This is a genomic window from Streptomyces sp. NPDC101152, from assembly GCF_044768275.1.
Classification (GTDB): Bacteria; Actinomycetota; Actinomycetes; order Streptomycetales; family Streptomycetaceae; genus Streptomyces.
Window position 1 is genome coordinate 91699 of the sequence record NZ_JBIWPO010000025.1, and the last position, 26072, is coordinate 117770.

The 26072-nt window shown below is 72.1% G+C and carries 23 protein-coding genes and 1 pseudogene; 14 read left to right on the forward strand and 10 right to left on the reverse strand.

Annotated elements, in window-relative coordinates; all coding sequences use genetic code 11:
- The first annotated feature begins 153 nt into the window (after positions 1 to 153).
- Positions 154 to 978, forward strand: a complete 825-nt coding sequence (locus ACIRVK_RS28090; protein ID WP_404251777.1) for a DUF3048 C-terminal domain-containing protein — start codon at positions 154 to 156, stop codon at positions 976 to 978.
- 14 nt (positions 979 to 992) lie between these two features.
- On the opposite strand, the gene ACIRVK_RS28095 is transcribed toward ACIRVK_RS28090, so the two are convergent.
- A complete protein-coding gene (locus ACIRVK_RS28095; RefSeq protein WP_404251850.1) occupies positions 993 to 1457 on the reverse strand; it encodes a MarR family winged helix-turn-helix transcriptional regulator in 465 nt (154 codons plus the stop codon).
- A 189-nt stretch (positions 1458 to 1646) separates the two neighbouring features.
- Between ACIRVK_RS28095 and pcaH the strand changes: the two genes are divergently transcribed.
- The 5 genes from pcaH (at position 1647) to ACIRVK_RS28120 (ending at position 6346) form a co-directional block, all read left to right on the forward strand.
- Positions 1647 to 2420, forward strand: coding sequence for a protocatechuate 3,4-dioxygenase subunit beta (pcaH, locus tag ACIRVK_RS28100; protein ID WP_404251779.1), 774 nt, complete (start codon positions 1647 to 1649; stop codon positions 2418 to 2420).
- Positions 2421 to 2426: 6 nt separating this feature from the next.
- A complete protein-coding gene (gene pcaG / locus ACIRVK_RS28105) occupies positions 2427 to 3032 on the forward strand; it encodes a protocatechuate 3,4-dioxygenase subunit alpha (protein WP_404251781.1) in 606 nt (201 codons plus the stop codon).
- A complete protein-coding gene (pcaB, locus tag ACIRVK_RS28110; RefSeq protein ID WP_404251783.1) occupies positions 3029 to 4363 on the forward strand; it encodes a 3-carboxy-cis,cis-muconate cycloisomerase in 1335 nt (444 codons plus the stop codon). Before pcaG ends, pcaB begins: the two co-directional genes overlap by 4 nt.
- A complete protein-coding gene (gene pcaD / locus ACIRVK_RS28115) occupies positions 4360 to 5490 on the forward strand; it encodes a 3-oxoadipate enol-lactonase (RefSeq protein ID WP_404251785.1) in 1131 nt (376 codons plus the stop codon). Before pcaB ends, pcaD begins: the two co-directional genes overlap by 4 nt.
- Positions 5491 to 5554: 64 nt before the next feature.
- Entirely contained in the window at positions 5555 to 6346 is a 792-nt protein-coding gene (locus tag ACIRVK_RS28120) for an SDR family NAD(P)-dependent oxidoreductase (RefSeq protein ID WP_404251787.1), read from the forward strand.
- Between the two features lie 37 nt (positions 6347 to 6383).
- On the opposite strand, the gene ACIRVK_RS28125 is transcribed toward ACIRVK_RS28120, so the two are convergent.
- Positions 6384 to 9062 carry an ATP-binding protein gene (locus tag ACIRVK_RS28125; protein ID WP_404251789.1) on the reverse strand — a complete coding sequence of 893 codons (2679 nt, stop codon included), beginning with the start codon at positions 9060 to 9062 and terminating at the stop codon, positions 6384 to 6386.
- A gap of 320 nt (positions 9063 to 9382) precedes the next feature.
- Here ACIRVK_RS28125 and ACIRVK_RS28130 point away from each other — a divergent pair, with 320 nt between their 5' ends.
- A complete protein-coding gene (locus tag ACIRVK_RS28130; protein WP_404251791.1) occupies positions 9383 to 10381 on the forward strand; it encodes a DUF2510 domain-containing protein in 999 nt (332 codons plus the stop codon).
- Positions 10382 to 10530: 149 nt separating this feature from the next.
- On the opposite strand, the gene ACIRVK_RS28135 is transcribed toward ACIRVK_RS28130, so the two are convergent.
- Positions 10531 to 11145 carry a TetR/AcrR family transcriptional regulator C-terminal ligand-binding domain-containing protein gene (locus ACIRVK_RS28135; protein ID WP_404251793.1) on the reverse strand — a complete coding sequence of 205 codons (615 nt, stop codon included), beginning with the start codon at positions 11143 to 11145 and terminating at the stop codon, positions 10531 to 10533.
- A gap of 248 nt (positions 11146 to 11393) precedes the next feature.
- Here ACIRVK_RS28135 and ACIRVK_RS28140 point away from each other — a divergent pair, with 248 nt between their 5' ends.
- Both ACIRVK_RS28140 and ACIRVK_RS28145 read left to right on the forward strand, forming a co-directional pair.
- The gene (locus tag ACIRVK_RS28140; RefSeq protein WP_404251795.1) at positions 11394 to 12233 is read left to right on the forward strand and encodes a phosphatase PAP2 family protein; all 840 of its coding nucleotides are present in this window, start codon (positions 11394 to 11396) and stop codon (positions 12231 to 12233) included.
- On the forward strand, positions 12230 to 13168 hold the full coding sequence (locus ACIRVK_RS28145; RefSeq protein WP_404251797.1) for a hypothetical protein: 939 nt from the start codon (positions 12230 to 12232) through the stop codon (positions 13166 to 13168). The genes ACIRVK_RS28140 and ACIRVK_RS28145 overlap by 4 nt, the downstream gene beginning before the upstream one ends.
- A gap of 6 nt (positions 13169 to 13174) precedes the next feature.
- Here ACIRVK_RS28145 and ACIRVK_RS28150 read toward each other — a convergent pair whose 3' ends face one another.
- The 6 genes from ACIRVK_RS28150 to ACIRVK_RS28175 all read right to left on the reverse strand — a co-directional run bounded on the left by ACIRVK_RS28150 (position 13175) and on the right by ACIRVK_RS28175 (position 19385).
- Positions 13175 to 13990, reverse strand: a complete 816-nt coding sequence (locus ACIRVK_RS28150; RefSeq protein WP_404251799.1) for a phospholipid scramblase-related protein — start codon at positions 13988 to 13990, stop codon at positions 13175 to 13177.
- 76 nt (positions 13991 to 14066) lie between these two features.
- The gene (locus tag ACIRVK_RS28155; RefSeq protein ID WP_404251802.1) at positions 14067 to 16121 is read right to left on the reverse strand and encodes a phosphocholine-specific phospholipase C; all 2055 of its coding nucleotides are present in this window, start codon (positions 16119 to 16121) and stop codon (positions 14067 to 14069) included.
- A gap of 246 nt (positions 16122 to 16367) precedes the next feature.
- Positions 16368 to 16598 carry a hypothetical protein gene (locus ACIRVK_RS28160; RefSeq protein ID WP_404251804.1) on the reverse strand — a complete coding sequence of 77 codons (231 nt, stop codon included), beginning with the start codon at positions 16596 to 16598 and terminating at the stop codon, positions 16368 to 16370.
- Positions 16599 to 16764: 166 nt separating this feature from the next.
- Complete coding sequence (locus ACIRVK_RS28165; RefSeq protein WP_404251852.1) at positions 16765 to 17547, reverse strand: amino acid ABC transporter ATP-binding protein; 783 nt, start codon at positions 17545 to 17547, stop codon at positions 16765 to 16767.
- An 85-nt stretch (positions 17548 to 17632) separates the two neighbouring features.
- Complete coding sequence (locus tag ACIRVK_RS28170) at positions 17633 to 18478, reverse strand: amino acid ABC transporter permease (protein WP_404251806.1); 846 nt, start codon at positions 18476 to 18478, stop codon at positions 17633 to 17635.
- A 31-nt stretch (positions 18479 to 18509) separates the two neighbouring features.
- Positions 18510 to 19385 carry an ABC transporter substrate-binding protein gene (locus ACIRVK_RS28175; RefSeq protein WP_404251808.1) on the reverse strand — a complete coding sequence of 292 codons (876 nt, stop codon included), beginning with the start codon at positions 19383 to 19385 and terminating at the stop codon, positions 18510 to 18512.
- A gap of 183 nt (positions 19386 to 19568) precedes the next feature.
- Between ACIRVK_RS28175 and ACIRVK_RS28180 the strand changes: the two genes are divergently transcribed.
- The gene (locus ACIRVK_RS28180; RefSeq protein ID WP_404251810.1) at positions 19569 to 21185 is read left to right on the forward strand and encodes a gamma-glutamyltransferase family protein; all 1617 of its coding nucleotides are present in this window, start codon (positions 19569 to 19571) and stop codon (positions 21183 to 21185) included.
- A 51-nt stretch (positions 21186 to 21236) separates the two neighbouring features.
- Positions 21237 to 21950, forward strand: coding sequence for a TetR/AcrR family transcriptional regulator (locus ACIRVK_RS28185; protein ID WP_404251812.1), 714 nt, complete (start codon positions 21237 to 21239; stop codon positions 21948 to 21950).
- Between the two features lie 53 nt (positions 21951 to 22003).
- Here ACIRVK_RS28185 and ACIRVK_RS28190 read toward each other — a convergent pair.
- A pseudogene (locus tag ACIRVK_RS28190) lies at positions 22004 to 23522 on the reverse strand (RICIN domain-containing protein); the annotation flags it as partial.
- A gap of 346 nt (positions 23523 to 23868) precedes the next feature.
- On the opposite strand from ACIRVK_RS28190, the gene ACIRVK_RS28195 reads away from it, so the two are divergent.
- From ACIRVK_RS28195 to ACIRVK_RS28205, 3 genes are read left to right on the forward strand one after another with little or no spacing between them, the layout of a single operon-like run.
- Complete coding sequence (locus ACIRVK_RS28195) at positions 23869 to 24942, forward strand: Rieske 2Fe-2S domain-containing protein (RefSeq protein WP_404251814.1); 1074 nt, start codon at positions 23869 to 23871, stop codon at positions 24940 to 24942.
- On the forward strand, positions 24939 to 25115 hold the full coding sequence (locus tag ACIRVK_RS28200) for a hypothetical protein (protein ID WP_404251816.1): 177 nt from the start codon (positions 24939 to 24941) through the stop codon (positions 25113 to 25115). Before ACIRVK_RS28195 ends, ACIRVK_RS28200 begins: the two co-directional genes overlap by 4 nt.
- Positions 25112 to 26047 carry a PDR/VanB family oxidoreductase gene (locus ACIRVK_RS28205; RefSeq protein ID WP_404251818.1) on the forward strand — a complete coding sequence of 312 codons (936 nt, stop codon included), beginning with the start codon at positions 25112 to 25114 and terminating at the stop codon, positions 26045 to 26047. Before ACIRVK_RS28200 ends, ACIRVK_RS28205 begins: the two co-directional genes overlap by 4 nt.
- Positions 26048 to 26072: the final 25 nt, after the last annotated feature.

Consider the following 26072-nt stretch of genomic DNA (forward strand, 5'->3'; position numbering starts at 1 on the left):
TCCCTCCGTCGCGTCGGGTCTCCGGTGGCACGGTCAGCCCCGGGTACCCGAGGCCTGTGCGCCGAAGCACCACGCCGTCGGCCGTTCGGAGTCGTTCGCCGTCGTTCGGCGCTTCCGACGGGCCCGGTCGCGACCGGGCGGGTATGGCCACCGATGTCGCTGACCGGGGCGCTGCCGGCCGCCGTGGCGACGGCCGCGCTCGCGGCGGGCTGCACGGGACAGCATCACGGGGACGACGGACGGGGCCGGACGAAGGCACCGAGCCCCGCGCAGATCACCCCGGCTCCGGCAAGGAGCACCGCGAGCCCCGGCCACGTCCTCGCCGTGAAGATCGACAACGCGACGGACGCCCGGCAGCGCCAGTACGACGACCCGACGCTCGCCTTCTCCGGCGCCCAGAGCGAACTGCTGCCGCTGATCGACAAGGCCCCGCTCAGGGCAGAACCGCCGGTCAAGGCCTCCGCCGCCTACGTCCGCGGCAGCACCCGGGCGGCGCCGCACAACCTGTACCTCCACCCAGCCCGCCTGATGCGTTCGGCGCCCGGCCCCGGCGCGCTCACCAACGGTTTCCGCTACGGCGCCGCACCCGCCGGCGGCCGACCCGATACCTCGCTCACCGTGCGCCACCCCGCCGCCCGCTTCACCTTCACCTGGTCCGGCGGCCGTCACGGCTGGCATGTCGCGATGGACGGCACGCCGAGTGTCACGGCGGACGGCCAGCCGGTGACCCCGGCGACGGTCGTCGTGCAGTACGTGCGGGTGCGCGGGTCCCGCTTCCACGACTTCCTCGGCAACGCCACCCCCTTCACCGAGACGGTCGGCTCCGGCCGGGCGACGGTGCTGCGCGACGGCAAGGCCTACGACGTCGGCTGGAAGCGCGCCCGGGACACGGACGGCACGGACTTCACGACCGGCGACGGCAGGCCCGTCGACTTCGCGAAGAGACAGGTGTGGGTGGTGTTCACGCCGGCCTCCTGACCGGCGCGACGGACTCAGCCCTGCGTGATCAGGGGTTCCGCCGGGTTGCGCAGTTCCTCGGCCGCGTCCGCGACCCGCTGGATCAGGTCGAAGAACACCGCCTGCTCGGCGGCGGACAGCGGGGCGAGGAAGACCTGGTTCATCCGGGCGGTGCGCACGGTCAGCTTGCGGTGGGTGCGCACGCCGTCCTCCGTCAGACGCAGCAGGAAGCGGCGGCCGTCCTGCGGGTCGCGCACCTTGTCGAGCAGGCCGCGCCTGCCGAGCCGGCTGATCACCTCGGCGATGGTGGACCGGTCGAGCCCGACCCGCTCCCCCACCGTGCGCTGGTCCAGGCCCGGCTCGGCGACCAGCGCGTTGAGGACCGCGAACTGCGGCGAGGTGATCTCCTCCGAGACCATCGTGTTCCACAGCAGGTAGTGGGCCTGCTGCAGCCGCCGGGCGAGATGCCCGGGGTGGGTGGTGAGGTCCACCGCTGCCATCTGCGCTCCCCAGTCGAATTCGTTGGTGCACTGAACGATACCCGCCGCCTTCTCCGCTGTCTTCAGCCTGCGCGTCACGGTCGACCTCGACCTTTTTCGAGGTCTTGACGTCGGACGGCCCGGATGGCAGCGTGAAGGAAACGTCACCAAAATACTCAGTGCCCTGATTAGTTAGCCGGGGAACCCGCCATGACCCTCACCCAGCACGACATCGACCAGGAGATCGCGGCCGAGCACGCCGCGTACGAGAAGCGGGTCGCCGACGGCGCGCCCGTCGAGCACCACCCGCGCCGCGACTACGCGCCGTACCGCTCCTCGGTGCTGCGCCACCCCAAGCAGCCGCCGGTCTCCATCGACGTCAGCAAGGACCCGGAGCTGGTGGAGCTGCACTCCCCCGCCTTCGGCGAGCGCGACATCACCGAGATCGACAACGACCTCACCCGACACCACCGGGGCGAGCCGATCGGCGAGCGCATCACGGTCTCCGGCCGGCTGCTCGACCGCCACGGCAAGCCCGTGCGCGGCCAGCTCGTCGAGATCTGGCAGGCCAACTCCGCGGGCCGCTACGCCCACCAGCGCGAGCAGCACGACGCGCCGCTGGACCCGAACTTCACGGGCGTCGGCCGTACGATCACGGACGCCGAGGGCCGCTACCACTTCACGACGATCCAGCCCGGGCCCTATCCCTGGCGCAACCACGTCAACGCCTGGCGGCCGGCCCACATCCACTTCTCCATGTTCGGGACCGCGTTCACGCAGCGGCTGGTGACCCAGATGTACTTCCCGAGCGACCCGCTGTTCCCCTACGACCCGATCATCCAGTCGGTGACGGACGACGCGGCGCGGCAGCGGCTGGTCGCCACGTACGACCACGGCCTGTCCGTACCGGAGTTCTCGATGGGCTACCACTGGGACATCGTGCTGGACGGCCCGAACGCCACCTGGATCGAAGAAGGACGCTGACCCGCCATGACGAAGATCGACACCAGCAGGCCGGAGAACGTGCTGCCCACCCCGTCGCACACGGTGGGTCCCTTCTACGGGTACGCGTTGCCCTTCCGTGGCGGCGAGGAGATCGCGCCCGTCGGGCACCCGGACACCGTCACCGTCCACGGGTACGTCCTCGACGGCGAGGGAAAGCCGCTGCCGGACGCCTTCCTGGAGCTGTGGGGCGCCGACCCGGACGGCAACGTGCCGACCGCCGACGGTTCGATCCGGCGCGACCCGGCGACCGGCGGCTATCTGGGCCGCAACGGCGTGGAGTTCACCGGCTGGGGGCGCGTCCAGACGGACGCCGACGGCCACTGGTACGCGCGCACGCTGCGGCCGGGCGCCCGCGGGCGCAGTGCCCCGTACATCAGCGTGTGCGTGTTCGCGCGCGGGCTGCTGGTGCACCTGTTCACCCGGATCTACCTGCCGGGCGACGAGGCCGCGCTGGCGGCCGACCCGCTGCTCGCCCGGCTGGACGTTCAGCGGCGCGACACGCTGGTCGCGCGGGACGAGGGCCGGGGCACCTACCGTTTCGACATCCGCCTTCAGGGCGAAGGCGAGACGGTCTTCCTGGAGTTCACGTGACCTCTGCCGATCCCGACGCCGCAGGCCTGCTCGCCCCCGGGTGGGCAGGCTCCCCGGCCGCCGCCGCGACCTCCGACAGCGCCTTCCTCCAGGCCCTGCTCGACGCGGAGGCGGCCCTCACCCGCGCCCAGGCCGCCCTGGACCTCGCCCCGCACGAGGCGTCGGCAGCGGTGACCGAGGCGGCCGACGCCGACCGCTTCGACGTGCGCTCCCTCGCCGAGCGCGCCCGCTTGGGCGGCAACCCGGTCATCCCGCTGGTCGCCGACCTGACGCGGGCCGTGGGCGAGGAGTACGGCCCCTACGTCCACCGGGGCGCGACCAGTCAGGACATCATGGACACGGCCCTGATGCTGGTCGCCGTGCGCACCCTGGACCTGATCCTCGGCGACCTCGCCCGCACCGGGCGGGCGCTGGCCCGGCTGGCCGCCGAGCACCGCGACACCGCGATGCCCGGACGCACGCTCACCCAGCACGCCGTGCCGACGACGTTCGGGCTGAAGGCGGCCGGCTGGCGCTCCCTGGTGCTCGACGCACGGGACCGGACCAGAACCGTGCGGGACGGGCTGCCCGCCCAACTGGGCGGCGCGGCCGGGACCTTGGCGGCCTTCACCGCCTACGGCACCGAGGACACCCGGGCCCTGACGGCCGCCTTCGCCGGTGAACTCGGCCTCCAGGAGCCGCTGCTGCCCTGGCACACCCTGCGCACCCCCGTCGCCGACCTCGCCGGCTGTCTGGCCTTCGCCGCCGGGGCGCTGGGCAAGGTGGCCGCGGACGTGCTGGTGCTCGGCCGTACCGAGATCGCGGAGCTCGCGGAGGGCAGCGGGGGCGGTTCGTCGGCCATGCCGCACAAGGCCAATCCCGTACGGTCCACGCTGATCGCGTCCGCCGCCCGGCGGGCGCCGCAGCTCGCGGCCACCCTGTACGCGTCCCTGGCGGCGGAGGACGAGCGGCCCGCCGGGGCCTGGCACGCCGAGTGGGAGCCGCTGCGGGACCTGCTGCGGCTGGTCGGCGGAGCCGCCCGGGACGCGGCCGAACTGGCCGAGGAGCTGCGGGTGAACGCGGAGGCCATGCGCGAACACCTGGGTCTCACCCACGGGTTGATCGTCTCCGAGCGACTGTCCGCCACACTGGCCGCCCGGCTCGGGCGCGCCGAGGCCAGGACCCTGATCACGGAACTGGCCCGGCGCGCCTACGCCGAGGGCCGGTCGCTCGGCGAACTCCTCGCCACCGAACCCCGGTTGAAGGACGTCGACCTCGACGAGGCCACCGACCCCGCCCGCTACACCGGCTCCGCCGGAGCCCTCACCGACCGTGCCCTGGAGCGACGTTGACCGGGAAAGTCCTCAACCATCGTGCCGAGGGGCCCACTTCGGCTCCCCCGCTGCTGCTCGGGCCCTCGCTGGGCACCTCGTACGCCCTGTGGGACAAGGTGGCGCCCGAACTGTCCATCACCCACCGGGTCGTCCGCTGGGACCTGCCGGGGCACGGCGGTTCGGCGGCCGATCTGATCGGTCCCGGGGCGAGCGTCGGTGACCTCGCCGACCTGGTGCTGGCGCTCGCCGACTCGCTCGGCATCGAGCGGTTCGCCTACGCCGGTGTGTCGCTCGGCGGTGCCGTCGGCCTGCATCTCGCCGTGCACCACCCCGAGCGGGTCACCTCGCTGGCGGTGATCTGCTCCTCGTCCCACTTCGACGGGGCGAAGCCCTGGCAGGAGCGGGCCGAGCGGGTCCGGCGGGAGGGACTCGAGTGGCTGGTGGAGAGCGCCGACGCACGCTGGTTCACTCCCGGTTTCACCGTCCCGGAACTGGTACGGGACCAGGCTGCCGCCGACCCCGAGGCGTACGCCGCCTGCTGTGACGCACTGGCCGCCTTCGACCTGCGGGACCGGCTCCCGGAGATCTCCGCGCGCACGCTGCTGATCGCCGGCCGCGAGGACCGGGCGACACCGCCGCCCCACCTGCGGGAGATCGCGGACGCCGTGCCGGGCGCGGCGCTCGTCGAGCTCCCGGGCGCGGCCCACCTGGCGCCCGCGCAGTGCCCGAACGCCGTGCTGACGGCGCTGCGCACGCACCTCGGCGCGGGCGCGCGGCGGGGCATGGAGGTGCGGCGGGAGGTGCTCGGGGACGCGCACGTCGACCGTGCGCAGGCCCGCCAGACGCCCTTCACCGCCCGCTTCCAGGACTTCATCTCGCGTTACGCCTGGGGCGAGATCTGGACCGACCCGACCCTCTCGCGCCGCGAGCGCAGCATGATCACCCTGACCGCGCTGGTCGCCCACGGCCACTACGAGGAGCTGGCCATGCACGTGAGGGCGGCCCGGCGCAACGGGCTCACCCCGGAGGAGATCGGCGCGGTGCTGCTCCAGACGGCCGTGTACTGCGGGGTGCCGGCGGCGAACTCGGCGTTCGCGGCGGCCCAGCGGGTGCTGGCCGAGGAGGGCGACGACAGCCAAGGGTGACCCTGGCGGTCGTAGCTCCAGCAGCATCTCGCACCCGGCGTCGGCGCGTGCCTACGGTGGAGCCATGTCCACGATTCTCATCACCGGCGCCACCTCCGGTCTCGGCCGGTACCTCGCCTTCGAGCTGGTCCGCTCCGGGCACGTCGTCCTCGCGCACGGCCGTGACCCGGACCGGACCGAGCGGCTGGTCGAGGAGCTGCGCCTGGAGGGCGACGCGGAGGCCTTCGTCGCCGACCTCGCCTCGCTGGCGCGGGTCCGCGAACTGGGCGCGCACGTGGCCGGCGCGCATCCCGACCTGGACGTGCTGATCAACAACGCCGGGGTGGGAGCGGGTGCCCCCGGGAGCGGACGCGAGCTGAGCGCCGACGGGCACGAACTGCGGCTGGCGGTCGACTACCTGGCCCCGGTGGTGCTCACCCGCGCCCTGCTGCCGGTGCTGCGCGCGAACACACCGGCGCGCGTCGTCAACGTCGGCTCGGTCGGCCAGGAACCCGTCGACTTCGACGACATCGAGTTCCGTCGCGGCTACGCCGGTTTCGCGGCCTACTGCCGCGCCAAGTTCGCCCTCGCGGCCCACACCTTCGCGTTGGCCGAGGAGTTGGCGGACACGGGCGTCGCGGTGAACGTCCTGCACCCGGCGACCTTCATGGACACCGCGATGGTCCGCGAGGGCGGCGTCACCCCGTGGACCACGGTGGCCGACGGAGCACCCGGTGTGCTGGCCCTGGCGACCCAGGACCTGGGCACGGGAGGCTACTTCGACGGCACACGCCCGTCCCGGGCGCACGAGGCGGCGTACGACCGCGACGTGCAGAAGCGACTGGCGGCCGTCACCGACCAGTTGCTGGCCCTCTAGGTCCGAAACTGACGGGCGTTGTTGACAGGTGGGAATCTCAGCGCAGGCCCCGCCCGGTCTCCAGCACCTCCCGGGCCTGCGCCACCAGCCCGTCCGCGCCGCACGAACGGGCCAGTGACAGGCCGCGGTTGAGCTCGGCCACCGACCGTGCGGCGATCCCGTACTCCACCCGCGCCGCCGCGTGCTCGTACTGACACGGCGAGGCCTCGAGGTAGGCCACCGCCTGGGCGGCCAGCCGCACCGCCCGCTGTCCGGTCTCCAGCGCGGCGGCGCACCGCAGGGCCTCGCCGATCGCTGTGTCCGTCCCGAACCGCTCCGCGTGCCGACGGGCGTCGACGGCGAGCCGGGCCGCCCGGGACGGGTCCTCCGTGGCGAGGGCGCGGGCGAGGTCGAGGGCCCAGGGCACGAGCACCGGGTTGTGCCGGCCCCGCGCGGCGGCGGCCTTCTCGGCCTGCTCGAGTTCGTTGACGCCGTCCTTGGTACGGCCGACGGCGAGCAGCAGCCGGCCGCGCACGGAACGCGGGTCGGGCACCACGATGGTGGACGGGTAGGGCGGCGCGAAACCGAACTGTTCGGCGATCTCCCAGGCCTCCTCGACATGGCCGCGGGCGAGCAGCGTGTCGACGAGGTTGCAGGTCGCCGTCCAGTACAGCGGCAGTCCGCGGCCCACCCGCTCGGCGAGCCGTACCGCTTCCCGCAGCGAGGTCTCCGCCTCCCGCAGCCGGCCGCGCCTGCGGTGCCCGAGGCCGACGTAGGCGTGGGCCAGGGCGAGGTGGCCGCCGCTCCAGCCGGCCGACTCGTAGGCGCGCAGGGCCTCGGTGCACAGGCTGTCGGCGCGGTCGAGACGGTCGGTGTAGAGGTAGGAGCAGGCGAGCATCAGCCCGAGTTCGATGCCCCACTCGGTGTCGGTCCAGCCGAGTCCCGGGGCGAGGCGGCCGTTGACGAGGGAGCGGTCGCAGAACTCGGCGACCTCCTCGGCGCTCTCGCCGCGGTTGAGGGCGTCGAAGCCGCGCAGCATGAGCAGGGCGCGCTCGGAGTTGTCACGGCCGGTGCAGGTCGCGGCGAGTGCCGCCAGCCGCTCGGAGCGGTCCGCCGAGACGGCCTCACCGGAGATGCCCTCCCACATGAACTGGACGGCCTGCAGCCGCAGTTTCGCGGGACCGTCCCGGTGCCGGGCCGCCTCCGCCTCGACCGTGCGGACGGCCTCCTGCAACTGGTCGTTGTGCAGCAGCGCCTGGGAGAGGCGGAAGACCGCGTCCACCCGCTCGTCGCCGTCGAGGCCGGGCATGCCGAGCGCGGACCGGAGGTGGCCGATGGTGGTGGCGGGGGCCGTCAGGAGGGTGGCACAGCCCAGTTCGTACAGGACGCGCGCGTGGACCTCGGGGAGGGGCGGTTCCCGCAGGGCGCGCTCCAGGCAGCGGCGGGCCGCGTCCGGGGCGCCGACGGCGAGGTGTTCGCGGGCGGCCTCGCGCAGCTGCTCGACGACTTCCTCGTCGTCGTCCGGGTGCACCTGGAGCAGGTGCCGGGAGGCCATCGCGGCGCCGAGTCCCGAGTCGGTGATGATCTGGGCGGCGATGCCGTGCATGGCCGTCCGCAGGGCGTCCGGGATGGAGTTGTAGACGGCGGAGCGGATCAGCGGGTGGACGAACACCAGGTCGCCGTCGTCCGCCTGGCGGTTCGCGGGGTCGGGCTCGGTCAGGATGCGGGCGTTGCGCAGCAGGTGGGCGCAGCGCACCGCGTCGTCGTGGTCCATGGTGGCGAGGCGGGCGACCAGGCCGACGGAGATGCCGGTGCCGAGGATGGCGGCCGCCCAGGCGAACCGGGTGGCCTCGATGCCGAGTTCCTCCAGCCGGGCGACGAGGCCGCCGCCGCGGGCCGAGCGGTTCAGGGCGCGCAGTTCGGCGGCCGCCGCCTCGGTCGGCTCGAGCTCGCTGTCGCGCACCTTGGCGAGGAGTTCGACGGTCTCGTACGGGTTGCCGCCGGTGACGGCCCACACCTCGCGGCAGAAGGGGGCGTCGGCGTGGCCGCCGAGCGTGGCGCGGGTGAGTCCGGCGGTGGCCTCCGGGGTGAGGGGGTTGAGAACGGCCGCGGGCCGGCCGGCGGCGGCGACCGCCTCGAGGAGCCGGGCGCCCTCGCCGCCGACCTCGCCGGGCCGCCGGGCGACGACGACCAGGACGGACAGGTCGTCCAGCCGTTCGGCGAACGCGGCGAGCCAGCGCAGGGTCTCCAGGTCGGCCCAGTGGGCGTCGTCGATCAGCAGCACCAGCGGCCAGTCGCGCCGGGCCAGCCTGCGGACGGCGGTGACCAGGCCGTCGCACACGCCCTGCGGGTCGGCCTGGCGCTCGCCGGGTTCGGTGATGCCCAGGGCGGGGCCGGCCACGTCGTACCAGTCGCCGAGGTACTCGCGGGCCTCCTCCGGCAGCAGCGACATCAGCGCGGGCTGCAGCAACTGGCGCACCACGTTGAAGGGGACGGACCTCAGGGTCTCGGCGCCGCGGGCCGACCAGACCGTGCAGCCGCCAGCCTCGGCGATGCGCCGGGTCCGGGCCAGCAGTGCGGTCTTGCCGAAGCCCGCCTCGCCCCGGATCAGCAGCAGGCTGCCAGAGGAGGCACGGTCGGCGCGCAGTGTGTCGATCGCCCGCACGACTTCGGCGACCTCGTCTTCGCGCTCCCACAGGGAAGCCGAGGCGGCCTCCGTGGGCCCGACCTCCGTCATCCCGCTACCTCCCCAAGTCGCCCGAACGACGTACAGACCTCGAGCGTAGCCGTCCGGCGTCGGCCTGCGGAGGGCGGTCCCGGCAGCTGTTGCCGTGACGGGTGACGGTCGGCACGGACGGGCGACGGCCCGGGGCCGTGACCTGGCCCGGTAGAGCCGACAGATCGTCAAAGGTCGTTGAAGCAAAGGTTTCTTCGGGACAACACGAGGACAGGCGGGACGCGTCCGCGCTATGGGGCGAGCGGGTGCGGAGCTCCGGCTCGAACGCCGAGGCCGGATCCTCTCATCCCGCTTTCACCGACGCCTCATACGGTGGGGCCATGACGCAGGTGACTCCTCCCGGGTGGTATCCCGACCCGGGGCAGACGAGTGAGGGTCCCGCCACCGAACGCTGGTGGGACGGCAAGGCATGGACGGACCAGACCCGCCCCGCGGGGTCGGCCGCCGTTTGGGGTCCCCCGGCGCAGCAGCCGGCGGCCGGGGCCGCTCCGGCGTACCCGGCGTATCCCGGCTATCCGGAGTACCCGTTCCAGCCGGCGGCCGCCCCGCGGCGCGGGCTGCGCACGGGCATAGCGGTCGCGGTGGCCGCCGCGGTGCTCGCGAGCATCGGCGTGGGCGTGTGGGCGCTGACCGGTCACGGCGGCTCGGGCGGCGGGACCGTCGGCTCGCAGCGGGGTCCGGGCGGCCCGGGCGGCTTCGGCGGCCAGGGCGGTCCGGGCGGCGGCCAGGGCGGCTCGGGCGGTTCCGGTGGCGGTCAGTCGCCCGGCCCGGGGCAGTCCCAGGCACCGAAGATACGCAGCGGTTCGGTGACCGACCCGATCAGCGGCATCAGCCTGCCCATCCCGGCCGACTGGTACGGGCAGCAGATCGCGGTGGGCGCGTCGGTGACCTCCGACCAGTCCTACAAGTGCCCCGGCGACACCTCCCAGACCTGCACGAAGGGCGGCGCGTACTCCGCGCCCGCCGCGGTCCTGAAGACGGCGGGCAGCACGGCCGAGGCGGTGGCGAAGGCCGACATCGCGGCGAACGCCCAGGAGTCCTACGGCAAGAGCTACGGCTCGATCACCTCGCACGACGTGCTCGCGTCCAAGGCTGTCACCGTGGCCGGGCAGAAGGGCTATCTGGTCCGCTGGAAGGCCGTCACCAGCAAGGGATCCGACGGCTACGTCGAGTCGCTGGCGTTCCCTTCGCCCGCGGACCCCTCGCAGATCGTCGTGGTCCGCTTCGGCGTCGACGTCGGCGAGAAGCAGTCCGTGATCGACGAGATCACCAGCGGCATCCAGGTGTCCACCGGCGGCGGGGACGGCCGGAAGATCTGACGCCGGTCCCCGGACGACGGCCGGCCGGGCGGGGCTCCCCTCCGCTCAAGGAGGAGCCCCACCCGGCCGGGGGTGCGCGCCGCCCCCGTCCCCACGGTGCGGCGCGAACAGGTCACCGTCCAGTCATCCCGTGGACGGCGGCCTGCGTCTCAGGTCAGGCCCAGGGCGGGCAGTACGGCGGCGTCCACGAAGCCGACCAGGTAGTCGGGATCGGCGTACCCCTCGCCCAGGACGGGGCGGGCCCGGACGATGCCGAACATCTGGGCGGGGATGAACTCCAGCGCCGGGTTGTCGGCGGGGACCTCGCCGCGCTCGACGCCGCGCCGCAGGATCTCCCGCAGCGCCTCGACCTCGGGGTAGACCAGCGCCTCCCGCAGCGCCTTGGCGAGCTCCGCGTCCTGGGTGACGGCGTGACCGAGGGCCTGCAGCAGCTTGGTGTCGGTGCTGGACCAGCGTCCGATGGCGCGGGCGGCCTCGCGCAGGTCGTCCGCGAGCGACCCGGTGTCGATGCCGCCGAGACGCTTGCTGCTGCGGGAGCGCAGGGCGGCCACCACGAACTGGGGCTTGGTCCGCCACTGCCGGTACAGCGTGGACTTGCTGCACCGGGTGCTGGCGGCGACGCCCTCCATGGTCACGGCCTCGTACCCGCACTCGCGGACCTGTTCGAGCACGGCGTCGAAGAACTCCTGCTCACGCTCCGGCGTGATCTTGGAGCGGCGCGAGGCGGTGACCGGCTCCGGTCCGTCCGCGGCCTGCGACGTCATGTGCTCTTCCCCTTCTCCCGAGCGTTCTTCCGGGCGGCGCCCCCTCCACATCCTTATCCCGGCTTTATTCCCGGGACCTGGTGTGGTGTTCCTCAATCGATACGCCAGTGTACCGGAACGCCTCCGTATCGGTACACTCCCGTATCGGAACGCTTTCGTTTCGGGACGCTCGCGTACCGATGAGTTCCGGCCCCCGCGGGGGTCCCGACACCAGCACACCGCACCACCGTCAGCGAAGGGGCCGGGGGATGAATGCCCGCACCGAGCGTGCAGAAGGGGAGACCGGCGCAATAGCGCGGCCTCCGCTCGTCCGTGAGCTCCTGCTCGTCGCAGGGCTCTTCCTCGTCTACAAGCTCGGCCGCCGGCTGGCGACCGGCCACACCGGCGAGGCCCTGCACAACGCCCGGCACGTGTGGGAGTTCGAGCGAGCGGTCCATCTCCCCGGCGAGGGCTCGGTGCAGTCCCTGCTGCTGCACGGCGACACCCTGGTGCGGGTGGCGAACACCTACTACGCCACCGTCCACTTCCCCGCCACCGTGGCCTTCCTGGTCTGGCTCTACCTGCGGCGCCCCGCGCACTACGTCTGGGCCCGCCGGGTGCTCGCCACCGTGACCTCGGCGGCCCTGGTGCTGCCCTTCGTGTTCCCGCTGGCGCCGCCGCGCATGCTGGCCGCCACCGGCCTCGTCGACACCGCGCACGTGTACGGCCCCTCGGTGTACGGCCCGCCCTCCTCCGACCACCTCTCCAACCAGTTCGCGGCGATGCCCTCGCTGCACTTCGGCTGGGCCCTGATGGTGGCGATCGGCCTGATCGCGGCGACCAGGTCCCGCCTGCGCTGGCTGTGGCTGCTGCACCCGCTGGTGACGCTGCTGGTGATCGTCGGCACCGCGAACCACTACTGGCTCGACGCGATCGCGGCCACCGCGATGCTCGGCGCCGCGCTCGCCCTGATCCGTCCCGTGACCTCCTCCGGGCAGAGCCCCCTCTCGCGTCGCCCGCGGCAGGCCACGGTCACCACGGCCGGTCGCGGCACCGAACAGCTCGCTCCCGTCACCGACGACACCGTCCTGGTCGGAGCGGGCCGATGACCGCCACCCTCGTCGCCGTCGCCCTGTCCCTGGTCTCCGCCGTCGCCTACGCGGCCGCGGCCGTCGCCCAGGAGCGGCTCGCCGCCCGCAGCGCGGACACCGGCATGCTGCGCCTGCTGGCTGCGGGCGCCTGGTGGGCGTCGGTCGGCCTCAACGCCGGCGCGGCCCTGCTGCACGTGGTCGCCCTCAAGTACGGCCCGCTCACGGTCGTCCAGCCCCTCGGCGCGCTGACGCTCGTCGCCGCGGTGCCGATGGGGGCGCGGGCGGCCGGGCGCAGGGTGAGCACGACCGAGTGGCGGGGTACGGCGCTCACCCTGGCCGGCCTTGCCGCGCTGCTGGTCACCGCGTCGGGGTCGGCGCCCGAGCAGGTGCTGAGCCTGACCGAGGCGGTGGCGGTCGCGGGCACCACGGCCGCGCTGATCGGTCTGCTGGCGCGGCCGGGAGCCCGTCCCGGCCTGCGTCACGCCACGGCGTCCGGCTTCGCCTCGGGTGTGGCCTCGGCGCTGACCCAGACGGTGACGGTGGCGGCGACCCACCACTCGGGCCCGGTGCTGAGCGTGCGGGTCGTCCTGGTGGCGGTCCTGGTGGCCGCCTTCGCGGTGGGCGGCCTGCTGCTGTCGCAGACCGCGTACCGCGGCGGCCTCGGCGCACCCCTCGCGGTGGTGACCCTGTCCAACCCGGTGGCGGCCGCGGTGATCGGCCTCACACTGCTGGGCCAGGGCCTGCGCGGCGGTGCGGCGGGCGTCCTGCTCGGCCTCGCGGGCGCGGCACTCGCGTCCCGGGGCGTGGTCCTGCTGACCCGTGCGACCCCCGTCGAGCCCGACGAGGAGCACCCGGTGGCGGCGGTGCTGGCCCTCAAACCGGAGACGGCCACCCGCGAACCGGCGCTGGTGCCCCGGCAGTCCGTCGACCCGGGGCACCTCACCTCACTCTGACAGCAGTCAGCCGAGACCGCGCGAGTCCTGCTTGAGCGCGGTGTCGACGGTGAGCGCCGTCGCCACGACCAGGCTCAACAACGGCTCGGGCAACTGGTAGTGGATCTGCAGCACATAGTTGTCCGCGGTCGTGAACATGGTCTTGGCGAGCCCCTCCCACGTCTTCGTGATCCGGGCGACCTCGTTCTCGGCGTGGTCGACGATCGCGAAGTTCCAGGCCCGCCAGTTCTCCGCCTTGATCGCGCCGACCTGCTGCCCGTCGACGTTCATCGCGAAGTTGATCTTCCCGATCATGTTCTGCTGAACGATCTCACCGACCGTCGACCCGTCCGGACGCGACACGATCATCCGGGACTTGAACACCTTCGCGGGCCGGGTCAGCACCAACTGCGGCTGCCCGTGGGCGTCCCGGATCTCCAGCCGGTGCGTCATGAACTGGTCGAGGCTGGAGACGAACCGCGCCACCTTCCTCAGCGCGCTCTGCCCGACCTCGGTCACCGAGCCGATCTGGTTGCCGTTCTGGTCCATGACCTTGTACTCGTTGGTCAACTCGATCAGCTTGGCCTTCTGGTTGACCACCAGGACCGGCTCGGTGAACAGCGTGCCGCCACCGGGGCCGCCGGCCGCGACCCCGGCCTGCTGCTGCACCTGACGCCGCACCTGCGGGTCCGGGCCCGCGGGCTGCTGCGGCACCTGCTGCTGAGCCGCCTGCTCGGCGTGCGTGTGCTGGGTCCACTGGGCTCCGTCCCAGTAACGGAGCGTCTGGGGCGCCCCGTGCGGATCCGGGTACCAGCCTGCAGGTGTGTTCGAATGCGTGGTCACCGGGGCACACTACCGCGCACCCGCCGGCACCTGGCCAGCCCCGGCGACCCGCCCTGCATCACCCTTCACCCGCCCCCTACGCGGTCAGGATGGCCGGGTCGCTTACGCCCGGACGCCCGTTCTCGACATGCCCGGCGAACCGCCGTACGAACGCCGGGTCCGCCTCGGAGGTGACGGTGAGGTCGTACCAGCGCCGGCTGCCCGCCAGGTCGACGGTGTGCCGGACGGTCGCACCCGAACGCACCGTGATGGTCCGCGCCTTGTGGCCGTAGCTGCCGCTCAGCCTCAGCCGCACGGTCCCGGAACCCCTGTTGGTGAAGGTGAGCTCGATGTCGTCGCCGTGATGGCGGGCGGTGACCTCGGCTCCGGCGGTCTTGTTGACACCCTTGAAGGTCCGCAGGAACCCGTTGGGCCCGTGCACGGTCAGGTCGTAGGAGCCGTTCGAGTACGCCGAGTTCCAGGTGTCCGCCACGGACTTGCCGGCCTCCGTGGTGTAACTCCAGGGGCCGTCGGTGCGGTTGCCGGAAGTGACCAGGAAGGCGGCGCCCGCCTTCGGCCCCGAGGCGAAGGTGAGCGTGAACTTCCCGGCGGCCGCGTCCACCGAACCGTCCACGTGCGGGGCGTACTTGAGCGGTCGGGCCGGGCGCAGACCGCGCTCCTGCCGGGGCAGGGAGCCCTGGGCGGGCGGGGTGGGCACGTAGTCGGGGTGGCGGTTCTTGTCCGGCGGCTGATAACCGTCGGTGCCGGGCAGCGCGACCGGCCTGGTGTCCTTGTGGGAGAAGTCGAACGCCGAGGTCAGGTCGCCGCAGATGGCGCGCCGCCAGGGCGAGATGTTCGGCTCGTGCACCCCGAAGCGGCGCTCCATGAACCGGATGATCGAGGTGTGGTCCATCGTCTCGGAGCAGACGTAACCGCCCTTGCTCCAGGGCGAGACGACGATCATCGGCACCCGCTGGCCGAGCCCGTAGGGGCCCGCCGGGTGGCTGCCGTCGCCCTTGAACAGGTCCGGACCGACGTCGACGGTCGACTTGCCCTGCGCGGCCGAGCCGGGGGCGAACGGCGGGATCTGGTGGTCGAAGAAGCCGTCGTTCTCGTCGTAGGTGATGAACAGCGCCGTCCTCGCCCACACCTTGGGGTCGGCGGTGAGCGCGTCCAGGACCTGGGAGACGTACCAGGCGCCGTAGTTCGCGGGCCAGTTGGGGTGCTCGGTGAAGGCCTCGGGGGCGACGATCCAGGAGATCTTCGGCAGCTTACCGCCCTTGACGTCGGCCTTGAGCCGGTCGAAGAAGCCCTCGCCCTTGCTGGCGTCGGTGCCGGTGCGGGCCTTGTCGTAGAGCGGGTCGCCGGGCTTGGCGTTCTGGTACTGCTTGAAGTACAGCAGCGAGTTGTCGCCGTAGTTGCCGCGGTAGGCGTCCTGGATCCAGCCCCAGCCGCCGGCCGCGTCGAGGCCGTCACCGACGTCCTGGTAGATCTTCCACGAGACGCCGGCCTTCTCCAGGCGCTCAGGGTAGGTGGTCCAGGCGTAACCCGCTTCGTCGTTGCCGAGGACCGGTCCGCCGCCCTGGCCGTCGTTGCCCGTGTAACCGGTCCACATGTAGTAGCGGTTCGGGTCGGTCGAGCCGATGAACGAGCAGTGGTACGCGTCGCAGATGGTGAAGGAGTCCGCGAGCGCGTAGTGGAACGGGATGTCCTTGCGGGTCAGGTACGCCATGGTCGTGGACCCCTTGGACGGCACCCACTTGTCGTACTCGCCCCCGTTGAAGGCTGCGTGTCCGTCGTTCCAGCCGTGCGGGAGGTCCTGGATGAACGCCAGGCCCAGGTCGTCGGCGTCGGGGTGGAACGGCAGGATCTCCTTGCCACCCGCGTCCTGCTGGTGCCAGACGGACTTGCCGTTCGGCCAGGTCACCGGGCGCGGGTCACCGAAGCCGCGGACGCCTCTGAGTGAACCGAAGTAGTGGTCGAAAGAACGGTTCTCCTGCATCAGGACCACGATGTGCTCGACGTCCTCGATGGACCCCGTGCGGTGGTTGGCGGGCAGCGCGGCGGCGCGCTCGATGCTGTTGGACAGTGCGGTGAAGCCGGTGGTCGCGCCCGCGAGTTGCAGGAATCGGCGCCGATTTACTTCGGGCATGGGTGAGTGCCTCTCATCCTGGGTGCGGATGGCCGGAACGTGACGGACTGCGCGCGGTGCGAGTGTTCCAAGAGCAACAAACGTCAGGGAAGGGTCCGGTGGCGTCCGTGTGAAAGTCGGGGGTACGGGAGACGTCGGCTACCGGGCGCGCAGGGTCCGTCACCGGACTCTCCGGCCCGCAACCGCGTGCGCTGCGGGCCGCCGTAGCCGCTCTGCGCGACCAGGGGTGAACCGGGGTCAGGGCGGCTACGGCGGCCGCGAGGAGAGCGACGATGCCCCTGTGCAGGTACTCGACGGCGGCGAAGGCAGGCCGCCGCCGATGCCGGCGAGGTGGGCGGGCACGTCGGTGAGCACGCTGCGGAAGAGTCCGGCGAGTTGCAGCGTGGCGCCCGCGGACATCGACGGCAGCCGCAGCAGCACCCGGCCACGCGGCTCGGCGGCATCTCCGTCAACGGCAGCAACCGCACCCCGCGGCACAGCCGCAGGCATCCGTCTCGCGCCGACCCGAGGACCAAGGGTTCTTCACGCCGGCCGGCCGCCCGAACGTGACGGGCCTGTGGTCACAGGCGGGCTCCGTCGCCCAGCGAGCACGCGCACCCCGAACTCGTGGCAGGCGCCTGAAGACCCCGGGCTGCGGGCCTGCTCAGTGGCCCTCGTTGATACGGCGCAGGAAGGCGCGTGTGCGTTCGTGGGCGGGATCGGTCATGAGCTTCTCAGGGGGGCCTTCCTCCAGGACGGCTCCCTGGTCGAACATGACCAGCCGGTCCGCGGCGGAGCGGGCGAAACCCATCTCGTGCGTGACGACGATCATCGTCATGCCGTCGTCGACGAGTTCCTTCATCACGGCGATGACCTCGCCGACCATCTCGGGGTCGAGGGCGCTCGTCGGTTCGTCGAAGAGCATCAACTCCGGCTTCATGGCGAGGGCGCGGGCGATGGCGACGCGCTGCTGCTGGCCGCCGGACAGGGCCGACGGCCGCGACGACGCCTTGTGTCCGAGGCCCACCCTCGCCAGGAGCTCCTGCGCCTGCCCCCTGGCCTCGGCCTTCGGCATGCCGAGGACCTTCGCCGGCGCGACGGCCACGTTGTCGAGCGCGGTCAGATGGGGAAAGAGGTTGAAGCGCTGGAAGACGAAACCGATGTTGCGGCGGCGCTCGGCCACCACCTTCGGCCGCTCCTCCACCGGCCGTTTCCCCACCGGCCGATCGGAGCCGGACGCCCACGGCCGGTAGCCGACCGGGCGGCCGTGGACGAGGATCTCCCCTTCGTCGATGCGTTCGAGGTGGTTGAGGCAGCGGAGGAACGTGGTCTTGCCGGACCCGGACGGCCCCACCACGACCACGACCTCGCGGGCCTTGACGTCCATGGAGACACCGTTCAGCACCCGGACGTCACCGAAGCGCTTGACCACCCCGCGTGCCGACATCACCGCCGACGCGTCGGCCGGCCCGGCGGACGCCCCGGCCCCGTGACCCGCCTGTTCCCCGGCCTGCCTCGTGATCGGTTCCATGTCAGTGGGCCTCCTTGCCTACGAGCGTGGCGTCCTCACGGCCGACGGTGCGGCCCAGGCTGCCACCGGTGAGCCGCTCCCGCAGCGAGGGTGCGGCGACCACCTGTCCGGGATCGGCGAGTCTGCGCTCGATGAACCGCTGGACGAACGACCACACCGTCGTCAGTGCGAGGTAGTAGCAGGCGGCGACGAGGAAGATCTCGAAGGTCTTGAAGGTCGCCGAGTTGATCGACTGCGCGGTCAGGAACATCTCCTGCAGGCCGATGACCGACAGAAGGGAGGTCGACTTCATCATCAGGTTGAACTCGTTGCCCAGCGGCGGCACGATGATCCGGATCGCCTGCGGCAGCAGTACGACCCGCATGGTCATCGCCGGGGTCATACCCAGCGCCTGCGCCGCCTCCGCCTGCCCGGGATCGATGGCGTCGAGGGCCGCGCGGAAGATCTCGGCCATGTACGCGGCCTCGTTCACGGCGAGCGTCAGCGTGGCCGCCTGCACGACGCCGAGGAGCACGAGCCCGCCGACCTGGATGTCACCGAAACGGTAGATGCCCGCGGCGGCGAGGCCGTTGTAGACGAGGACGAGTTGGACGAGCAGGGGCGTGCCGCGGATCAGCCAGACATAGGTCCGGCCGCCCCAGCGCAGCGGGGAGAAGCGGCTGCGCTGGGCCAGGGCGACGGCGAATCCGAGGAGCACACCGAGCAGTTGGGCGATGACCGATATGTAGACGGTGCGCCAGAGTCCGTCGAGGAACGCCCCGGAGGGCGAGAACAGGTAGTGCCAGAAGAACGGCCAGTCGAAGCCGGCCGGCTGCCCTGCGTCGGCGAGCACGGTTGCGTGGGTCACGTGGTCTTCTCTCTGCGCGCCTGCCGGGGAATCAGTTGGCGATGTCGTCGCCGGTCAGGTTCCACTTCTTGAGGATCGCGTCGTACGTGCCGCTCTTGCGTACCGCTGCCAGCGCCTGGGTGAGCGCGTCGTGCAAGGACGTGTCGTCCTTGCGGGTCGCGGCTCCCACCTTGATCCGATTGAACGGTTCGCCCACGAGGCCGAAGGTGCCCGGCTGTTGCTTCAGGACATACGCGGCGGTCTCCAGCGTCGTGCCGTAGGCGTCCACCAGTCCGAGGCGCAGTTGCTGGAGGGCGTCGCTGTCCTTGGTGAACTGCCGGATGTCGATCTTCGGCTTCCCGGCCGCGGCGCACTTCCCGGACTGGTCGGTGAGGTACTGCACGACGGTCGTGCCCGTCTGCCCGGCGGCCTTCCTGCCGCACAGGTCGCTCGCGCCCTTGATGGACTTGGCGTTCTTCTCGGCCACGACGAGGGTGTTGGAGGCGTACATGTACGGGACGAAGTCGACGACCTTCTCCCGTTCCGGCTTGATGTAGAGCTGGCTGATGATCGCGTCGCACTGCTTGGCCTGCAGCGCCGGGATGATCCCGTTGAAGCTGGTGTTGGCCCAGTTCGCCCGGACCCCGAGTTCGGCGGCCAGTGCGTTCCCGAGTTCGATCTCGGCTCCCACCGGCTTCTGCGCGGTGTCGTAGTACGTCAGCGGCGGCGCGCTGATGTCCGAGCAGTAGGTGATCTGACCGCCCTTCACGAGCGCACCGGCGGGCACCTTGACCGACGCCGCCTTCGTGGGGGTGGCGTCGGTGCTGCCGGAAGTCCCGGCGCATCCGGTGAGGGCCATGGCGGCCGCGGCGGTGGCGCCGGTCAGCACGGACACCGATCGGCGGGAGAAGCAGAGCGACCTGGCCATTTCCGAACCCCTTTGAGAGTTCGCGCTGTTGCGCGGCGATGTAGTCAGTGCCATAGTCGATAACGTTGACTATGGCAGCGAAGCTAGGCCCGTCGCTCTCGGACTGTCAAGAAGTCCGTTGTAACGCGGCGGTTAAAGAGGCCGCACCGTACGCGGCCGCCGGCGCACTCGGGAAAGGGAACGATGTCCGCATTCACCGAACGCCCACTCGTCGCGAGGGGCGGGGAATGGGCCGTCGCGACGCCCCACGCCGCGGCGAGCGACGTGGCCGCCGAGGTACTGCGCAGTGGCGGCAACGCGGTCGACGCGGCGCTCGCGGCCGCCGCCATGCTGACGGTGGTGTACCCCAACCAGTGCTCCGTCGGCGGCGACCTGCTGGCCCTGGTGGGCACCCGGGACGGCGACATCCGCTTCGTCAACGCCGGCGGCCGGTCCCCCCGCGCGGTCGACGTGGCGTCGTTGACGGCGGCGCACGACCTGATGCCCGTGCTCGGCGCCCTGCCGGTGACGGTTCCCGGTGTGGTCGCCGGGTGGGGCGCACTCGCCGTGACCTGGGGCACCCGTCCGCTCGCCTCGGCGCTCGCGCCCGCCGAGGCCGCCGCCCGCGAGGGGGTGCCGGTGGCTTCCGGACTGGCCCACGACCTCGCCCGCGAGAGCGGCAACCTGGCGCGCGATCCCGGCATGCGCGGCGTGTTCTTCGCCGACGGCGAGGTCCTCGCGGCCGGACAGACGCTGCGCCAGCCCCACCTCGCCCGCTCCCTGGCCCAGATCGGCTCGGAAGGCCCCGCCGCGATGTACGGCGGAGAGGTGGGCGCCAGCCTGGTCAAGCTGCTCGCGGCCGGGGGCTCCGCGATGACGGAGGAGGATTTCGCCGCGCACACCGTGGAGTTCTCCCAGGCGCTCGCCGCGGAGTACGACGGTGTCGAGTACCTGTCGGCCGGTGCGAACTCGCAGGGCCTCTACTTCCTCCAGGGACTCAAGGCACTCGACGTGGCCCGCACCGTCCGCGGGCCGCTCGACCCGCTGGGCCGCGACGCCGGCGTGGTCGCCTCAGTACTGGCGTGGACCGCCGGCGACCGTGACCGCCACTGCGCCGACCCGGAGTGGAGCAGCGCCCCCGTCGACCAGCTGCTGTCCGGCGCGTACGCGCGGCGCGTCGCCGAGCACGCCCTGTCGGGCACGGCGGTCGACCTGCTCGCACAGCGCAAGGCGACCGGTGACACCGTGGCGGTGGTGGTGGCCGACGCGGACGGCACCTGGGTCTCCCTGATCCAGAGCGTCTTCCACAGCTTCGGCGCCGCTGTGCTCGACCCCGGCACGGGGATCGTCCTGCACAACCGGGGTGCCTCGTTCTCCCTCGACCCCGCCTCGCCCAACCATCTGGCCGGCGGGAAGCGTCCGCTGCACACGCTCATGCCGGTTCTGGTCCGTGAAGGGGGCGAACTCGTCGGCGCGCACGGCGCCATGGGCGGGCGTGCGCAACCCCAGGTGCACACCCACATGGCCCTGCATCTCGCCGCCGGTTCCGCTCCCGAACACGCCGTGTCGGTGCCACGCTGGGTCCTCGGAGCCATGGAGGCGGGAGTGACGACGGGCGCGGGCGTCGTCAGCACCGAGCGGGACGTCCCTCCCGCCGGCGTCCACGCGATCGAGAGGGCGGGCTTCACCGTCCGGTCGCTCGGCGCGAACGACGACGGGGTGGGCCACGGGCAGTTGGTCCGGCGGGTCACCGGGGACGGCCGACCCCACCTGACGGCGGCGACCGATCCGCGCGCGGACGGTTCGGCGGTCGCCGGCTGACGCCACGGCCGGATGGGCGATCATGGGAGCGATCGACGTGGGGAAGGAAGCATGACCGACAGCAGTGCCAGGACGACCAAGAGGGCGAGCCGGAGCCGGCTGCCGAGAGGCACCCTGAACCAGGAGCTGATCATCCAGGCGGCGTTCCGGGTCGCGGACTCCTCCGGCATGGACAAGCTGACGTTCCAGGCTCTCGGCCGTGAGCTGTCCGCCCATCCGACCGCGATCTACCGGCACTTCCGCAACAAGGACGAACTGCTGCTGGCACTCATCGACGCCCTGCACGAGGAGGCCCTGGCCAACACCCCGCCGCCCACGGACGACTGGGCCCACGACCTCATGGAGATCGCGATCCACATCCATGAGGCGTTTCTCCGCCATCCCCGGGTGGGTGCCCTGGCCGCCGCCCGCACCGCCCGGCGGGAGAACGAGTTCCGGTCCGTGGAACGCAAACTGGACTGCATGCGCCGGGCCGGCCTCGACGACGACGAGGCCGCACGCTACTACCGCGTCTTCGCCGACCTGGTGCTGGCCTACAGCGCCATGGACGCGAGCCTGGCCGCCCTGTCCCCGGAGCTCCGGGACGCCGATCTGCACGCCTGGAAGACCGACTACCTCACGCTGCCGCCCGACAAATACCCCAACATCGCGCGGGTCGCACCACGGTTCGTGAGCCTGGACGACCCCCAGAACTTCGTGACGGCCGTCCAGGCGGTCATCGACACGGTCCGGGCGAGGACGGAGGGCGAGGCCCGCCGCACCTGAACCGCGGTGCGACGGGCCTTACCGCGCGGACACGGCACAAACCGCGGCCCCGGTCAGGACGGGTCGCCGTACAGGAGGCCGCGTCCGTTGGTGCCGATGTAGACGCGGCCGTAGGTGTCGGGGTCGCCGGCGGAGCCAGGTGGCGCCCTTGTCGGTGGAGCGGAAGACTCCGGTGACGTTCTTGACGGTGCCGATCAGGTACAGGGCCTGGTAGCCGGTGCCCGGCTTGGCCTTGCCGAAGCCGAGGGCGGAGGCGGACTGCACCGTGGTGAGCGTTTCGAAGGTGCGGCCGCCGTCGGTGGAGTGCAGCAGCCCCTTGCCGTAGCCGGAGATCCACAGGTCGCCGCCGATGCCGGGAACGGCGGTGAGCCGGCCGGAGGGCCGGTTGCCGGCCCGGGCGGTGAAGGTCGCGCCGCCGTCGGTGCTGGCGTGGAGCGTGCCGCCGGACAGGGAGTAGAAGGTCCCGGCCGAGGAACGGTCGGCGACGACCACGGCGTCGGTGCCCAGGCCGCTGCCCCTCGACCAGCTCGCTCCCCTGTCGGTCGAGCGGTACGGGGCCTGACCGGCCTCGGTCCACACGATGGTGGAGCCGTCCGCCGAGAGCGCGACATGGCCGTCCTGGGCGGAGGGCACCGGCTCTGCCGAGAAACCCTTCCAGTTGCTGCCGCCGTCGGTGGAGTAGGCGCCGTCCTGCGCGCCGCCCCGGCCGACGCGGACCATCACCGCGGGATCGGACTGGGCGAAGTCGATGCCGGTGGCCACCGCGTCGATACCGAGCAGGTTCCAGTCCTTCTCGCCGACCCAGTCGGTGAGCGGGATCCACTGCTGGGCCCCGCTGTCCCAGCGGTAGGCGCCGCCCACGTCGGTGCGCGCGTACAGCAGGCCCTTCTCCCGCGGGTTGAACACCAGCCCGGTGACGTAACCGCCGCCCACCACTTGGGCGTTCTTCCACACATACGGTCCGGCCGCGGCCGTGGTCCGCGCGCCGCCGGCCCCTTCCGCCGGGGCCCCGGCAGTCTTCACCGGCTTTCACTGCTGGTTGGTGCTGCCCCGGCTCGGATACTGGACGACTGCCGCGCCCTGGGCCGTGGAGTCTCCGGAGACCTGCAGGACCTGGCCGCTCCTGCGGGAGGTCAGGGTGACGGCGTCGGAACCGCTCACCTCCTTGATCTGCCATTCCTGGGAGGCGGAGGAGCGGTCGGTCTGCTGCTCGGCGGCGGCTCCCTGAGCGGTGGAATCGCCTGCTGTGCCGACCACTTTGCCGCTGTTGCGGTTCACCGGCTCGTAGTAGCCGTCCCCGGTGGACTTCAGCTTCCACTGCTGGTTGGCGGTGTTCTGGTCGGCCCACTGCTGGACACGTGTGCCGTCGGCGGTGGAGAAGCCGTTGACGTCCAGCACCTTGCCGCTGCGCACGGAGACCAGCCGGTAGGAGGCATTGCCGTCGACCGTCGCGGCCTGCGAGTCCTCCTGCGCGTACAGGAGATACGGCACGAGGACGGCGGGCACGCCGAACAGCAGACCGGTGGCGGTCCAACGGCGACGGTGACGCCCGCGGCGCCCGCCGTTCGTTGGTTGTTCATGGAGGACTGTTCTCCTTGCATGCCGTTCATGGGCGGAAAGCCGGACGCCGGCCCGTGGAACCGGCCGGATCCGCTTCCTGTTTGTCACAGGCGCCGCACAGGGTTGCCGCGCACCGGGACCTGTCACGGCATCTCGTGGTGCGGCGGGTGTCGGGCAGCTTCCGGTCCTTCTTCTCTGGTGGCCACGGTCTGCCCTGACACCGTCCTGACCAGCATCTTCGCGGAAGCTCTTCCGTCTGGCGGAAGCCGTCTTGCGGAGCCACCGCCGGCGTCAGGACGCTGACTCCAAGCACGGCACGCGGGGCGACGACGCTCCGCCGACAGGGACGGGAACCTCCATGCCGCACATCACCGCTTTCGCCAGGAACCAGTGGTACGTCGCCGCCTACAGCCATGAGGTCGGGCGGGAGGAGTTGCTCGGGCGGACGATTCTCGGGGAGCCGCTCGTCTTCTACCGGACCGAGGAGGACGGGACGCCCGTCGCGCTCGCCGACCGCTGTGTGCACCGCCGGTTCCCGTTGCACGAGAAACCGAGCCGGCTGGACGGCGACCGGCTCGTGTGCGGGTACCACGGGTTCACGTACGACACGACCGGCACGTGTGTGTACGTGCCGGGGCAGAAGCGGATCCCGCGCACCGCCCGGGTCGCCTCCTACCCCGTCGTCGAGCAGGATTCCCTGGTGTGGGTGTGGATCGGCGACCCGCAGCTCGCCGACGCGCAGACCATCCCGCGGGCCCGGCACCTCGACTCCCCCGGCTGGGTCACCGTCCGCGGCATGGAGCCGATCGACGCCGACTACGGACTGCTGGTCGACAACCTGCTCGACCTCTCCCACGAGACCTACCTGCACGGCGGGTACATAGGCACCCCCGAGGTCGCCGAGACCCCGATCACCACCGAGGTCGACGAGGGCGCCGGCATCGTGCGGGTGAGCCGGCACATGGACGACGCCGCGTGCCCGCCGTTCTACTCGAAGTCGACGGGCATCGAGGGGCGGATCACCCGCTGGCAGGACATCGAGTACCACGCGCCGTGCCTGTATCTGCTGCACAGCCGGATCGCGCCGGTCGGTGTGCTGCCCGAGGCGGACGGCAGTGACCCGGGCGGCTTCCACACCGAGATCACGTACGCCATCACCCCGTCCTCCGACGGCCACGTGTACGACTTCTGGATGGTCTCGCGCGACTGGGCGATCGAGGACGCGGAGGTCACCGAGTTCCTGCGGGGCAACAACCACACGGTCGTGATGCAGGACGTGGACGCGCTCAACCTGCTGCAGCGGACGCTCGGCACGGAGCGGACCGGCTACCAGGAGCTGAGCATCAACATCGACACCGGCGGTCTCGCCGCCCGCCGCATCCTCGCCCGCCTGGTCGAGGAGGGCGACAAGCCGGTGGAGAGGGTCCTGTGAGCACCGGCGCCACCGGGGAGATCTACCGCATCGACTGGATGCCGGGCACCGACGTGCTGCACGGCACCTGTCACTGCGGCGCCGAGCACACCTCGAAGGACCCGGTCGAGATGTGGGAGTGGATGCTCGCCCATCCCGAAGGACACCACCCGCAGGGGAGCAGCGCGTCATGACCGTGTACGAAGCCGAACTCGTCGTCGGGAGCCGGGAGTTCGCGGCCGACGGCGTGCTCGCCCTCACCCTGCGCCATCCGCTCGGCGAGGACCTGCCGGCCTGGGAGCCGGGCGCCCATGTCGACGTGGTGCTCGGGCCCGAGCTGGAGCGGCAGTACTCGCTGTGCGGCGATCCCGCGGACCGTTCGGTGTGGCGGATCGCCGTGCTGCGGGAGCCGCAGGGTCGCGGCGGATCCGCCCATGTGCACGAGCAGTTGGGGCAGGGCGACAAGGTGAAGGTGCGCGGTCCGCGCAACCACTTCCGGCTGGAGTCCGCGCCCCGCTACCGCTTCGTCGCCGGCGGGATCGGCATCACCCCGATCCTGCCGATGCTGGCGGCGGCCGAGGCGGCGGGCGCCGAGTGGAGCCTGCTGTACGGCGGACGGACCCGCAATTCCATTGCGTTCACGGAGGAGTTGGCGAAGTACGGCGACCGGGTGACCGTCGCCCCGCAGGACGAGACCGGGCTGCTGGACCTCGCCTCCGTGCTGGACGGTCTGCCCGAGGGCACGCTCGTCTACTGCTGCGGTCCGGGGCCGCTGCTGGACGCCGTCGAGGCGTTGTGCCCGGCGGATCGGCTGCGCGTCGAGCGGTTCTCGCCGAAGGCCCGACAGGAGGGCGAGAACAGCGAGTTCGAGGTCGAGCTGGCGCAGAGCGGCCGTACGGTGACGGTCGCGCCGGACGTCTCCGTGCTGGACGCCGTCCGCGCCGCCGGCGTCGAGGTGCTGTTCTCCTGCACCGAGGGCACCTGCGGCACCTGCGAGACGGACGTACTGGAAGGGACTCCGGAGCACCGGGACTCCGTGCTCACCGAGGAGGAACGGGCGAGCGGGGAGACGATGATGATCTGCGTCTCGCGGTGCCGCGGCAGGAGGCTCGTGCTGGATCTCTGACCGCGGACCAGGGGGCGGGCCGGCC